At 72.9% G+C, this 13576-nt stretch carries 10 protein-coding genes; 9 read left to right on the top strand and 1 reads right to left on the bottom strand.

Going from position 1 to position 13576, the window contains the following annotated elements; all coding sequences use genetic code 11:
- Positions 1-126: 126 nt before the first annotated feature.
- From AC068A_RS13655 to AC068A_RS13645, 3 genes are read left to right on the top strand one after another with little or no spacing between them, the layout of a single operon-like run.
- The gene (locus AC068A_RS13655) at positions 127-1332 is read left to right on the top strand and encodes a glycosyltransferase (RefSeq protein ID WP_478584721.1); all 1206 of its coding nucleotides are present in this window, start codon (positions 127-129) and stop codon (positions 1330-1332) included.
- Positions 1329-3065 (top strand): lipopolysaccharide biosynthesis protein, encoded by a 1737-nt coding sequence (locus tag AC068A_RS13650; protein ID WP_478584517.1) that lies wholly within the window; start codon positions 1329-1331, stop codon positions 3063-3065. The genes AC068A_RS13655 and AC068A_RS13650 overlap by 4 nt, the downstream gene beginning before the upstream one ends.
- A complete protein-coding gene (locus tag AC068A_RS13645; protein WP_478584515.1) occupies positions 3062-4279 on the top strand; it encodes an MATE family efflux transporter in 1218 nt (405 codons plus the stop codon). Before AC068A_RS13650 ends, AC068A_RS13645 begins: the two co-directional genes overlap by 4 nt.
- Positions 4280-4336: 57 nt before the next feature.
- On the opposite strand, the gene glgX is transcribed toward AC068A_RS13645, so the two are convergent.
- On the bottom strand, positions 4337-6598 hold the full coding sequence (gene glgX / locus AC068A_RS13640) for a glycogen debranching protein GlgX (RefSeq protein WP_478584513.1): 2262 nt from the start codon (positions 6596-6598) through the stop codon (positions 4337-4339).
- A gap of 215 nt (positions 6599-6813) precedes the next feature.
- On the opposite strand from glgX, the gene AC068A_RS13635 reads away from it, so the two are divergent.
- The 6 genes from AC068A_RS13635 to AC068A_RS13610 all read left to right on the top strand — a co-directional run bounded on the left by AC068A_RS13635 (position 6814) and on the right by AC068A_RS13610 (position 13457).
- Positions 6814-8001: a L,D-transpeptidase gene (locus tag AC068A_RS13635; protein WP_478584511.1), complete on the top strand. Its 1188-nt coding sequence runs from the start codon at positions 6814-6816 to the stop codon at positions 7999-8001.
- A gap of 188 nt (positions 8002-8189) precedes the next feature.
- Positions 8190-9464, top strand: a complete 1275-nt coding sequence (locus tag AC068A_RS13630; protein WP_478584509.1) for a L,D-transpeptidase — start codon at positions 8190-8192, stop codon at positions 9462-9464.
- 96 nt (positions 9465-9560) lie between these two features.
- Positions 9561-10328, top strand: a complete 768-nt coding sequence (locus AC068A_RS13625; protein ID WP_478584507.1) for an enoyl-CoA hydratase/isomerase family protein — start codon at positions 9561-9563, stop codon at positions 10326-10328.
- Positions 10329-10577: 249 nt separating this feature from the next.
- Entirely contained in the window at positions 10578-11081 is a 504-nt protein-coding gene (locus AC068A_RS13620) for an ATP-binding protein (RefSeq protein ID WP_478584505.1), read from the top strand.
- A gap of 364 nt (positions 11082-11445) precedes the next feature.
- Complete coding sequence (locus AC068A_RS13615) at positions 11446-12267, top strand: polysaccharide deacetylase family protein (RefSeq protein ID WP_478584503.1); 822 nt, start codon at positions 11446-11448, stop codon at positions 12265-12267.
- Positions 12264-13457, top strand: a complete 1194-nt coding sequence (locus AC068A_RS13610; RefSeq protein ID WP_478584501.1) for a YncE family protein — start codon at positions 12264-12266, stop codon at positions 13455-13457. The genes AC068A_RS13615 and AC068A_RS13610 overlap by 4 nt, the downstream gene beginning before the upstream one ends.
- Positions 13458-13576: the final 119 nt, after the last annotated feature.

Raw genomic sequence — 13576 nt, 5'->3', positions numbered from 1 at the left:
GTGGTGGATTAGCAGACAATAGCGTGCACGTTCCGCGGCGTGCCGGTGAACGAATAGGGTGACGTGCGCATCATCCTGGGGAGAAGGGGACCTCACGTGTCCACATCCGGTCACCGGCGCCTGCTGCTGGTTTCCACCAATTACGCTCCCGAGCACGCGGGAATCGGTCCGTACGCCACCCAGATCGCGGAGCACTGGGCGGGTCTCGGCCACGAGGCGCACGTCCTCGCCGGCATGCCGCACTACCCGTCGTGGTCGCTCGAACCGGAGTACAAGGGCGCGCTGCGGCGCACGGAACGGCGCGCGGGTGTCACCGTGCACCGGCGTGCGCACACCGTGCCCGCCGTCCAGACCGCAGTGAAGCGCGCCCTGTTCGAAGGATCGATTCTCCTTCACGGTGCCGCGGCCCCGCCCCGGATGCCCCGCCCGCACGCGGTCATGGCCCAGATGCCCAGCCTGGCCGGCGGCGTGCTCGCCGCCCGCCTCGCCGCGAAGTGGAAGGTCCCCTTCGTCCCGGTCGTCCAGGACCTGATGGGCGCCGCCGCCGCGCAGAGCGGCATCAGCGGCGGCGACAAGGCGGCCGCCCTCGCCGGGCGCGCGGAGGCCTACGCCCTGAAGCGGGCCACCCTCGTCGGCGTCATCCACGAGACCTTCGTCGACCGGGTCGTCGGCATGGGCGTGGAACCGAAGAGGATCCGCCTGGTGCCCAACTGGTCCCACGTGCCCCAGCCGACCAAGCCGCGCGGCGAGACCCGCCACCACCTCGGCTGGTCGCCCGACCAGACCGTCGTGCTGCACTCCGGCAACATGGGCCTCAAGCAGGGCCTGGAGGTCCTCGTCGGCGCCGCCCGGCTGGACCCGAGCGTCCGCTTCGTCCTGATGGGCGACGGCAGCCAGCGCCCCGCCCTGGAGGCCCTGTCGGCCGACGTCCCGAACCTGGACATCATCCCCCCTGCCGCCGACGGAGAGTTCCCGGATATCCTCGCGGCGGCGGACGTACTCGCCGTCACACAGCATGCGGCCGTGCTCGACATGAGCGTGCCGTCCAAACTGACCTCCTACTTCCAGGCCGGCCGGCCCGTCGTCGCCTCCGTGGCGGCGGAGGGCGGCACCGCCCAGGAAGTGGAACGTTCGGGCGCAGGGGTGCTCGTACCGCCGGAGGACCCGGAGGCCCTGCTGAAGGCCGTACGGGGCCTGGCCGAGGACCCCGAGGGCGCGGACGCGCTGGGGGCGGCCGGGCCCCGCCACGTGGCGGCCCACCTGAGCCGTGACGCGGGCCTGGCCCGCATCGACGCACTGATAGACGAAGCACTTGGGGGTCCGCAGCCGTGATCGAGACGAACCGCCCCGCAGCGGTCCCGGCCGAGGACGAACCCGACCTCCTCCGGGACCAGTTCCGCCAGCTCCTGCGCTACCGACGGCTCATCGGCGCGGGCATCGGCGTCGGACTGCTGGGCGGTGTCTACCTCGGCATCTCCACCGCCGACACCTACGTCGCGACCGCGGACGTGGTCCTGCGCGCGCCCACCGACGACCCGTTCAACCCGAGCCTCGCCCCCGACAAGGCGATCAACATCGGCTCGGAGCGCCAGGTCGCGCTCTCCAGCTCCATCGCCAACGAGGCCGCCAAGAAGCTCGGCGTGTCCTCGAAGGACTTCGCCGAGCTGCGCAGCGGCCTCCAGGTGACCAACCCGCCGCAGACCATGGTGCTGCGCTTCACCTACACCGCCTCCTCCCCGAAGGAGGCCGCGAAGCGCGCCAACGCGATGACCGACGCCTACCTGCTCAAGCGGCAGGAGTCGCTCGACGTCACCCGCGACAAGATGGTCAAGGGCTACCAGGAGCAGCGCGACCCCGTCGCCAAGCAGCTCGACGAGCTCGTCAAGCAGATCAACGGCATGCCGGCCGGCCCGGCGCGCGACGCCGCGTACTCCTCCAAGACCGACCTGCAGAGCAAGGTCAACACCCTCAACAGCAACATCGCCAAGCTCCAGGCCCTCGACATGACCCCCGGCCGGGTCACCAGCGCCGCCACCCCGCCGAGCGACGGCGACGGGCCCGGCATCGCCATGTCCCTCGCCCTCGGCGCGGCCGTGGGCCTCGCGCTCGGCCTCCTCGCCGCCTGGGTACGGCTCGTCTTCGACCCGGCGCCGCGCTCCGAGGGCGATGTGGCGCGGGCCCTGCGCGCCCCCGTCCTGGGCTCCCTGCCGCGGGACAAGAGCGCCGGCGGGCCACTGCTCGCGGCCGGCGAGGAGGACCCCCGCCTCGCGGAGGAGTTCCGCCAGGTCGCCTTCCGGCTCGCCTACGACTCCCGCTTCGCCGACCGGCGCCGCCTGCTCGTCGTCGCCCCGCGCGGCAGCAGCGAGATCGCCGCCGCGGTGGCCGTGAACCTGGCCGCCTCCTTCGCGGAGACCGGCAAGGACGTCCTGCTCATCGAAGCCGACCTGCGCACCCCCGTCCTGGCCAGCCAGCTGCCCACCGACGCGGGCGGCCGGCCGCGCTGGAGCCAGACGCCGGGCGCCCCCGCGCAGGGCGACTCCGACTGGCCCGACGGGCGCCAGCTCGTCGTGGACGCCGGCGAGTCCGGCGCCTTCGACCTGATCCCCGGCGACCGGGTCCGCAACGTGGCCCGCGCCCTGACCTCCCCGCGCGCCACCCGGCTGATATCCGAAGCCGACTCGCCCAACTCCACCGTCGTGGTGCTCGCCCCGCCCGTCCTGTCGTACGCGGACGCGCTCGCCCTCGTCGACCGCGTCGACGGCGTCCTCGTCGTCTGCGACCCGCGCGCCGTGCACCGCAGCGACCTGACCCGGATCCGCGACCTGATCACCGGCGCCGGCGGCACCGTCCTCGGCGCCGTCGTGCACGCCCCGCTGCCGGACGAGAAGCGCGGCCGCGGCGGCAAGTCCAAGGGCGGCTCCCCGGCCCCGGCGCCCGCGCGCCGGCCGCAGCCGCAGCCGCAGCCGCAGCCGCTCACCCGGCAGCCGGCCGGGCACGACCAGCACATCCCGGGCGACGGGACCGACACCGTGGCCCTGCGCACCGTCCGCATGGGCAACAGGTGAGCCGACGGGGCCTCGCCGCCGTCTCCTCCGTCCTGGACCAGGCCGCCTCCAGCGCCACCAACATCCTCGTGCTGGTGCTGGCGGCCCGGCTGTCCTCGGCGGCCGGCTTCGCCGGCTTCTCCATGGTGTACGTGGCGTTCAGCGTGCTCCTCGGGCTGAACACGGCGTACGTCGGCCAGACCGTGGTCCTGGAGAAGGACCGCGACCGGCTCGGCGCGGTGTGCCGCTCGGCGGTCGGGTTCACCGCGGCCGCCGCGGCCGCCGCCGGGGCGGTCCTGGCCGCCGCCGGCCTGGTGCTGCCCGGGTCCGCCGGGTGGGCCTTCCCCGCCCTCGGCCTGGTCCTGCCCCTCGTCCTCGTCCAGGACGGCCTGCGGTACTGCTTCTCCGCGCTGCGCACCCCCGAGCGGGCGCTCGCCGCGGACGCGCTGCGGCTGGTGTGCGTCGTCGGCGCTCTGCTCGCCCAGCCCGAAGGGGCCTCGCCGGGGCGGCTGGTGCTGGTGTGGGGGCTGTCCGCGCTCCCGGCGCTGGCGCTCGGCCTGCTGCTGCTCCGCCCGTACGTGCGCGGGGCGCGGGCGGACCTGCGCCCGTACTTGCGGCGGGGCCACCTCGGGCAGCGGTTCGCAGTGGAGTTCGCCGTCGGCAACGGCTCCAGCCAGCTCGCGGTGCTGGGCCTCGGCGTCTTCGCGACGCCGCTCGCGGTGGGCGCGCTGCGCGGCGCCACCACCCTGTTCGGGCCGCTGAACGTGCTGTTCAACTCGGCGAACGCGTTCGGGCCGCCGGTGGTGGGCCGGGCCTCCGGCAAGCGCGGCGTGGTCCGGCTGACCCTGCTGATGGGCGGCTCGCTCGCGGTGCTCGGCGCCGGCTGGGCGGCCGTGCTGTACGCGCTGCCCGACGGGGCGGGCCGACAGCTGCTCGGGGACACCTGGACGGCGGCGGCCGCGCTGCTGCCGGCGACCGGCGCGCAGTACGCGGTCATGGGGCTGGGAACCTGCGCCCTGCTCAGCCTGCGGGTGCTCGCCCCGAAGGCCACGCTCTCCCTCCAGGTGGTGTTCTCCCTGCTGTCGGTGGCGTTCCTGCTCGGCGGCCACGCGGCCTTCGGCGTCGCCGGGGCGGCCTGGGGGCTTGCGGCGGGTTCCGCGCTCAAGGCCGCGGCCGGCTGGCTGCGGGTGGCCCGCCTGCGGGTCCCCGCCGAGCAGTTGGCCCCCGCTGCCTGAGCCCGAGTCGCGCCGCGGCCCCGCCGCGCGCAGGGTCCCGCCCCGTTCCGCGGCCCCTCAGTCCGCCACCCGCAGCACCAGCACCGACCGCGCCGGCACCGTGAGCGTCTGCCCGCCGCGGTGCCGGCTGCCCGGCGGCCCGGCCTGGTCCTCCCGCGCGGTGTCCAGCAGCAGCTCGTACTCCCGGGCCCACGGCGGCCCCGGCAGCACCCACGACAGCGGCCGGTCCCCGGCGTGCAGCAGCGCGAGGAAGCTGTCGTCGCCGACCTGCCGCCCCCGGGCGTCCCGCCCCGGGATGTCCCGCCCGGACAGGTACATGCCGAGGGCGGCGGTCGGCGCGTACCAGTCCCGCTCCGTCATCTCGGCGCCCGCCGGGGTGAACCAGGCCAGGTCCCGCAGCCCGTCCGCGCCCTGCGGCCGGCCCGAGAAGAACGCCCGCCGGCGCAGCACCGGGTGCCGCCGGCGCAGCGCCACCAGCCGCGCGGTCAGCGTGCACAGCTCCCGCCAGACCGGGTCGTCCAGCAGCGACCAGTCCACCCAGCCCGTCTCGTTGTCCTGGCAGTACGCGTTGTTGTTGCCGCCCTGCGTCCGCCCGAACTCGTCGCCCGCCACCAGCATCGGCACCCCCGTGGACAGCAGCAGCGTGGTCAGCAGGTTGCGCAGCTGCCGCCGCCGCAGCCGGCGGATCCGGGCGTCGTCCGTCTCGCCCTCCGCACCGCAGTTCCACGAGCGGTTGTCGTTGGTCCCGTCCCGGCCCGCCTCGCCGTTGGCCTCGTTGTGCTTGCGCTCGTACGACACCAGGTCGCGCAGGGTGAAGCCGTCGTGGGCGGTCACGAAGTTCACCGAGGCGTACGGCCGTCGCCCGCCCCACGCGTACAGGTCGCTCGACCCCGACAGCCGGTACCCCAGGTCCCGCACGTCCGGCAGCGCGCCCCGCCAGAAGTCCCGCACCGCATCCCGGTAGCGGTCGTTCCACTCCGTCCACAGCGGTGGGAACGCCCCCACCTGGTAGCCGCCCGAGCCGACGTCCCACGGCTCCGCGATCAGCTTCACCCTCCTCAGGACCGGGTCCTGGGCGATCACCGCGAGGAACGGCGAGAGCATGTCCACGTCGTGCATCGACCGGGCCAGCGCCGCCGCCAGATCGAAGCGGAAGCCGTCCACGCCCATCTCCGTGACCCAGTAGCGCAGGGAGTCCGTGATCAGGCGGAGGACATGGGGGCGGCCCGCGTGCAGGGTGTTCCCGCAGCCGGTGTAGTCGGCGTAGCGGCGCTGGTCGGACTGGAGCCGGTAGTAGCCCCGGTTGTCGATGCCGCGCAGCGACAGGGTCGGGCCCAGCTCGCCCGCCTCCGCCGTGTGGTTGTAGACCACGTCGAGGATGACCTCGATCCCCGCCGCGTGCAGCGCCCTCACCATCCGCTTGAACTCGCCGACCTGCTGCCCGGCCGTACCGGACGAGGAGTACCCGGCGTGCGGGGCGAAGTAGCCGATCGAGTTGTAGCCCCAGTAGTTGCGCAGCCCCCGGCGCAGCAGGTGGTCCTCGTGCGCGAACTGGTGCACCGGCAGCAGCTCGACCGCGGTCACCCCCAGCCGGGTCAGGTGCTCGATCGCCGCCGGGTGGGCCAGGCCCGCGTACGTGCCGCGCAGCTCCTCCGGGATCCCCGGGTGGCGCATGGTGAACCCGCGCACGTGCAGCTCGTAGATGACCGAGTCGGCCCAGGGGGTCTTCGGCCGGACGTCGTCCGCCCAGTCGTCGTCATCGTGGACCACCACGCCCTTGGGCACGAACGGCGCCGAGTCCCGGCCGTCGCGCACCGTGTCCGCGATGTACTGCTGCGGCCAGTCCCGGACGTGCCCGTACACCTCCGGCGGCAGCACGAAGTCGCCGTCGACGGCCCGCGCGTACGGGTCCAGCAGCAGCTTCGCCGGATTGAACCGGGCGCCCGTCCACGGGTCCCAGCGGCCGTGCACCCGGAACCCGTACCGCCGGCCGGGCCGCACGCCCGGCAGGAAGCCGTGCCAGATTTCGTGCGTCAGCTCGGTCAGCGCGCACCGGGTCTCGGTGCCGTCCGCGTCGAACAGGCAGACCTCCACGGCCTCCGCTCCCTGCGCCCACAGGGCGAAGTTGGTGCCCGCCGTCCCGTCCGGCCCGGCCCTGAACCGCGCCCCCAGCGGGTGCGAGGACCCCGGCCACACCGGGGGCCCCTCGGGCGGCGCGGCCCGCCGCACCGGCTCCCGGCCCTGCGCGACAACGCCCGGGGTCTCGACGGCCCCCACGGCGGCGGCATCCACCGCCTCTTGCTCGGCTGCGCTCGACACTGCCCGCCTCCACGGCTCCTGGGTACCGGCGGGGGCAGGGCTGTGCGGTCCGGGCTGTCCCGGCCCGGTCCCGCCCCCGTCTGGTCCTTCTCACTGTTCTGCCCGGACAGTTCCCCCCGGAACGTGGCCCGCGGCCACGTTTCCCCCGGGGGTGCCCGGTCGTTGGACGGCTCGTGAGACTTGTGACGAGGCGGGCAGGAGCGGGCTGGGCCGCTGTGACGGTATGGGCGTGCCTGCTGGGCGGCCTGGCCGGATGCACCGAGGACGGCCGCTCACCGGTCGAGATCCAGCTGCCGGGCAAACCCCGGTCGCCCGAGGAAGCCATTCGGATCACTCCCGAGGACAACGCCAAGGGGGTCCCGGCCGACGGCCCGCTGACCGTCCGTGTGCCCGAGGGGCGCCTGGAGCGGGTCGTGGTCACCAAGGTGGAGGACGCCCAGGAGGAGCGCGTGCCCGGCAGCATCGCCCCCGACGGCCTGAGCTGGAGCCCCGACCCGGCGGCCGGGAAGCTCGCCCTCGCCGCCAAGTACACCGTCGACGCGGTCGCCCGCGACGGCCACGACCGCCGCCAGGCCCGGCACACCACGTTCACCACCTACGTGCCCGGGGAGCGGTTCATCGGCTACTTCAAGCCCGAGAACCGCTCCACCGTCGGCGTCGGCATGATCGTCTCGTTCCACTTCAGCCGGCCCATCGAGAACCGGGCCGAGGTGGAGCGGGCCATCACCGTCGCCGCCGAGCCGGCCGTCGAGGTCGCCGGCCACTGGTTCGGCCGCGACCGCCTCGACTTCCGGCCCAAGCAGTACTGGAAGCCGGGCACCGTGGTCTCCGTCAGGATGCGGCTGCGCGACGTCCAGGGCGCCCCCGGCGCGTACGGCATCCAGGACAAGACCGTCAGGTTCACCGTCGGCCGCGCCCAGGTCTCCACGGTGGACGCGGCCGCGCACACCATGGTGGTCCGCCGCGACGGACAGGTCCTCTCCACCGTCCCGATCACCGCCGGCGCGCCCGGGAACACCACCTACAACGGGAAGATGGTGGTGACGGAGATGTTCGACGTCACCCGCATGAACGGCCAGACCGTCGGCTTCGGCGGCGAGTACGACATCCCCGACGTCCCGCACGCCATGCGGCTGACCACCTCCGGGACCTTCCTGCACGGCAACTACTGGGCCAGCCCCGACACCTTCGGGTCCACCAACGTCAGCCACGGCTGCATCGGACTCCGCGACGACAAGGGTGGCGGCTCGGACACCCCCGCCGGCTGGTTCTTCGAACGGACCCTGATCGGGGACGTGGTGGAGGTCGTCAACTCGACGGACAAGACGGTGGCCCCGAACAACGGGCTGGGCGGCTGGAACCTGTCCTGGGCCGACTGGGTGGCCGGCTCCGCCATCGCCTGACCCGGACCCGCCTCCGCCATCGCCTGACCCGGACCCGGCTCCGCCCGCCGTACCGGACCCGCCTCCGCCCGCCGTACCGGAAACGCCCCCGCCCGCCTGCCCCCCGACCCGCCGTCTCTCACTTCTTGGGACGGAACGGTGACATGACCGTTTCTCTTCGTGATACCTGCATGTGATTTCCTGTCGGCATGCGCGCGACCGTCCGCGCGCGGGGGACATGGGGAGAAGAGAAAGTGAACCTGCAGCCGATACGCGGCCGCGCCCGCCGCACCGGCCTGCCGGCCCTCCTGCTGGGAGCGGCACTGCTGTTCACCAGTGCGTGCAGCGGCGGCGGCTCGGGCGGCGGTTCGGGGGCCGGCAACGGCGGCGCCGCCGGGGGAGGCAAGGCCGGCAACGAGGCGTCGAAGGCCGTCGTCAGCGTCAAGCCGGACGACGGCTCCAAGGAAGTCGAGACCAGCGGCGTCCTGAAGATCACGAGCACGGGCGGCAAGCTCACGACGGTGACGGTCGCCGACACCAAGGGCAATGCGGTGGAGGGCAAGCTCGCCGCCGACGGGGCGAGCTGGGAGCCCGTGCGCCACCTGGCGGCGGCCACCGAGTACAAGGTGCACGCCGTCGCCAAGGACGAGTCGGGCCGGGAGTCCGCCAAGGACACCACGTTCACCACGCTCACCCCGAAGAACACCTTCGTCGGCCACTACACGCCGGAGGACGGCCAGACCGTCGGCGTGGGCATGCCGGTGTCGTTCAACTTCACCCGAGGCATCACCAACACCGAGGCCGTCGAGAAGGCCATCACCGTCACGGCCGAGCCCTCCGTCCCGATCGAGGGCCACTGGTTCGGCAACGACCGCCTCGACTTCCGCCCGGAGAAGTACTGGGCCGCGGGCACCAAGGTCACCGTGAAGATCGCCCTCGACGGCGTGGAGGGCCGCCCCGGCGTCTACGGCAAGCAGACCCGTACGGTCACCTTCACCATCGGCCGCTCGCAGGTCTCCACGGTCGACGCGAGCGAGCACACCATGCAGGTCGTCCGCGACGGCCAGGTCATCAAGAACATCCCGATCACCGCGGGCGCCCCGGCGACGACCACCTACAACGGGCAGATGGTCATCAGCGAGAAGTACAAGGTGACCCGCATGAACGGCGCCACCGTCGGCTTCGGCGGCGAGTACGACATCTCCGACGTCCCGCACGCGATGCGCCTGTCGAACTCGGGCACCTTCGTCCACGGCAACTACTGGGCCTCGTCGAGCACCTTCGGCTCGCAGAACGTCAGCCACGGCTGCATCGGCCTGAAGGACGTCCGCGGCGCCGGCGACGGCAACCAGCCCGCCGCCTGGTTCTTCAACGAGTCGCTGATCGGCGACGTGGTCGTCGTGAAGAACTCCAAGGACAAGCAGATCGCCCCGGACAACGGCCTCAACGGCTGGAACATGGACTGGGCGGAGTGGATCAAGTAGTCCCCGCCGCCGCGTAGCGGACCGGCCCCGAAGCGGCCCGGTGCTGTGACCCACAGCATCGGGCCACTTCTGTTAACCGGGGCTAACCTTCCCCGTATGACCCTCTCTCTCGAAGTCTCCGAAGGCGTCGGCACCATCCGCCTGGCCCGGCCGCCCATGAACGCCCTGGACATCGCCACCCAGGACCGGCTGCGCGAACTGGCGGCGGAGGCCACCGACCGGTCCGACGTCCGCGCCGTCGTCATCTACGGCGGTGAGAAGGTGTTCGCCGCGGGCGCGGACATCAAGGAGATGCAGACGATGGACCACGCGGCGATGGTCGCCCGGTCCCGCGCGCTCCAGGACGCCTTCACCGCCGTGGCCCGGATCCCCAAGCCGGTCGTCGCGGCCGTCACCGGCTACGCCCTGGGCGGCGGCTGCGAGCTGGCCCTGTGCGCCGACTACCGCATCGCCGCCGACAACGCGAAGCTCGGCCAGCCCGAGATCCTGCTCGGCCTGATCCCGGGCGCCGGCGGCACCCAGCGGCTGTCCCGGCTCATCGGCCCCTCCAAGGCCAAGGACCTCATCTTCACCGGCCGCATGGTCAAGGCCGACGAAGCGCTGGCCCTCGGCCTCGTGGACCGCGTCGTGCCCGCCGCCGAGGTGTACGAGCAGGCGCACGCCTGGGCCGCGAAGCTCGCCCAGGGGCCGGCCATCGCGCTGCGCGCCGCCAAGGAGTGCGTGGACGCGGGCCTGGAGGCGGACATCGACACCGGTCTGACCATCGAACGCAACTGGTTCGCGGGCCTGTTCGCCACCGAGGACCGCGAGCGCGGCATGCGCAGCTTCGTGGATGAGGGCCCGGGCAAGGCCAAGTTCCTCTGAGGTGTGGCCGGTTCTCGCCGGTCCTCCGTGGGGGTGGATTAGCCAGGCCTTAAAGCAGGGTTAAGGAGGGCCGGTGTTCCACGCCGGGTGATCGCCACCGCGCGGTGTGTCACCGCAGATCAGGATGGCTGTGCCGGTGTCCGATTGCCCAACGCATATGCCGGGGCGCCCCCTTGGGCGCCGTCGCCGAGGGGGGTGTTTTCCTGCGGAACGGCCCGGACGCGCGCACCGGCCGTCCATGATGGGTTCATGGCGGGCCTGGAGGGTGTGGAACAGCCGCGGCAGCGCAGCAGCGCTTCCGCCGTGCGGCCGACGGCGGCTATGGAGGACGAACAGGGCCTCAGGGCGCTGGAGTTGTACGGGAATCCGGCCGAGGGGGAGGTGACGCTGCCGTCCATGCCGGAGTCGGCCGGCACCGCCCGCCGGCTCGCCCAGTACGTGGTCATCCGCTTCTGGGGCTTCTCGCCGCAGGTGTCCGAGCACACCGTGCTGCTCGTCTCCGAGCTGGTCGGGAACGCGGTGCGGCACACCGGCGCCCGCTCCTTCGGATTACGGATGGACCGGCGGCGCGGCTGGATCCGGGTCGAGGTGCGCGACCCCTCGCGCGGGCTGCCCTGCCTGATGCCGGTCCACGAGCTGGACACCACCGGCCGCGGCCTGTTCCTCGTCGACAAGCTCTCCGACCGCTGGGGTGCCGACCTCCTGCCCCGCGGCAAGATCACCTGGTTCGAGATGCGGGTGGCCGACCGCTGAACCGGTCCGGAAACGCCTGAAGCCCCCGTTCGCCGTAGTGCGGCGCATGGGGGCTTCATGGGTGCGCCGAGGATCGAAGGGGGTGTGATCCTCGGCGGAGGCGACTTCGCTCGGGTCAATGGGGAAGCCGTGCTTCCGACTATGGCAGACGGGGGGCCGAATGCCAAAAGACCCAACTTGGACATAAGTGTGCAAATCCTAAGAGTTTCCACCTAAATCCTAGGTGGGGTCAGCCACCTGCCTCGTAATTGGTGAATGAGTATCCACCGCTCCGTGTGATTCCCTTGATCCCGGATGGGTGAGCCGCCATGCCGGTTCACTTCGACCGGGCTCCCGAATTGGGTCAATCGTTACCTTTGGCGGGATGTCCCCCTTAAATGGGCGGGTGCCCTGCTACCCGGACCGCCGATCCGCCCTCCGCGCCGGCGCGGCGGCCGCCACCGCCGCCCTCGTCACCGGCTGCGGGGCAGCGCCGGGCGGCCCGGCCCCCGCCCCGCACCCGCCGAAGGCAGAGCCCGCGCCCGCCGACCCCGGACACCCGCCCGGCCCCGCCGCGGCCCCGGCCCCGCGCCGTTTCCCCGGACAGCCCGAGGAGATCGCGCACGGCCCCCGCGACCGCCCCCGGGTCGCCCTCACCTTCCACGGCAGCGGGGACCCCGCCACCGCCCGGGCCGTGCTCGCCGAGGCCGAACGCGCGGGCGCGCGGGTCACCGTCCTGGCCATCGGCACCTGGCTCGAGGCGTACCCGGACATGGCCCGCCGGGTCCTGGACGGCGGCCACGAACTCGGCAACCACACCCAGCGCCACCTCGCCGTCAACGACATGGCCGAGACCGAGGCCTACGCCGAGATCACCGGCTGCGCCCAGCGGCTGAAGCGCCTCACCGGCTCCATCGGCACCTGGTTCCGCCCCTCGCGGACGCAGCACGCCACCCCGCTCGTCGCGAAGCTGGCCCGGCGGGCGGGCTACCCGCACGTCCTCTCGTACGACGTGGACTCCCTCGACTTCACCTCGCCCGGCGCGGCGGCCGTCATCCGCACCGTCACCGGGACGATCCGCAGCGGATCGGTGGTGAGCCTGCACTTCGGCTACGCGGACACGGTCGACGCGATGCCGCCCCTCCTCGAAGAACTCGCGCGCCGCACACTGCGCGCGGTGACCACCACGGAGCTGCTGACCCCATGACGACCACCCGCCTTCCCCGGAAGGCCACCGTGCTCCTGGCCGGTCTGGTCCTCGCCGCCCTGGCCGGCTGCGGATCGGCCGGCGGCAAGCGCCCCACCGAGGCGCTCGGCTCCGAAGCCGCGGCCCAGCCGCCCGTCAAGGCCGTCCCGGCGGTCCCGCCCGGCCTCGCCGGCATGCCGCCGCTCCTCGATCCGAAGGACGTGTACGCGGCCGACCGGCCGAACCAGCTCTCCCCGGTGGTCAAGGACTTCCCGTCGCGGGTCTACGTGCCGAACACCGCCTCCAACACGGTGTCCGTCATCGACCCCGCGACGTACAAGGTCATCGACACCATCCCGGTCGGGGTCCAGCCCCAGCACGTGGTCCCGTCCTGGGACCTGAGGACCCTGTGGGTCAACAACAACCGCGGCCACACCCTCACCCCCATCAACCCCGCCACCGGCGAGGTCGGCGCGCCCGTCGACGTGCACGACCCGTACAACCTGTACTTCACGCCGAACGGCAAGTACGCGGTGGTCATGGCCTCGATGGACAGGGAGCTCGTCTTCCGCGACCCGCGCACCATGAGCCGGGTCAAGAGCGTTCCGGTGACCTGCCTCGGCGTCAACCACGCGGACTTCTCCGCGGACGGCCGCTACTTCATCGTCAGCTGCGAGTTCTCCGGCGAACTCATCAAGGTCGACACCGAGAAGATGGAGGTCGTCGCCCAGCAGAAGCTGCCCTTCGAGGGCGCCATGCCGCAGGACGTCAAGATTTCCCCGGACGGCAGGACGTTCTACGTCGCCGACATGATGGCGCACGGCATCTGGGTGTTCAGCGGCGAGGCGTTCGACACCCCCAAGCTGCTGCCCACCGGCAAGGGCTGCCACGGCCTGTACATCAGCCGCGACTCCCGCGAGATGTACGTCTCCAACCGCGGTGAGGGCAGCATCTCGGTCTTCGACTTCCGGCAGAACAGGCTCACCAAGAAGTGGGTGCTGCCGGGCGGCGGCAGCCCCGACATGGGCGGCGTCTCCGCCGACGGCAAGGTGCTGTGGCTGTCGGGCCGTTACGACGGCGTGGTCTACGCGATCGACACGGTCACCGGCAAGCAGCTCGCCCGGATCCCGGTCGGCGGCGGCCCGCACGGCCTGGCCGTCTACCCGCAGCCCGGCCGCTACTCCCTCGGCCACACCGGCGTCTTCCGCTAGGACGCCCCGGGGGGGGGGGGGGGGGGGGGGGGGGAGAGGAGGGGGGGGGGGGGGGGGGGGGGGGAAGGGAGGGGAGGGGGGGGGGGGGCTTGGGGGGAGAGGTGAGGGGGAAAGCCCCA

It is taken from the genome of Streptomyces sp. NPDC043854, assembly GCF_056436005.1.
Note: the sequence above shows the minus strand (reverse complement) of the source record. Positions and strands in the feature narration are given on the sequence as shown.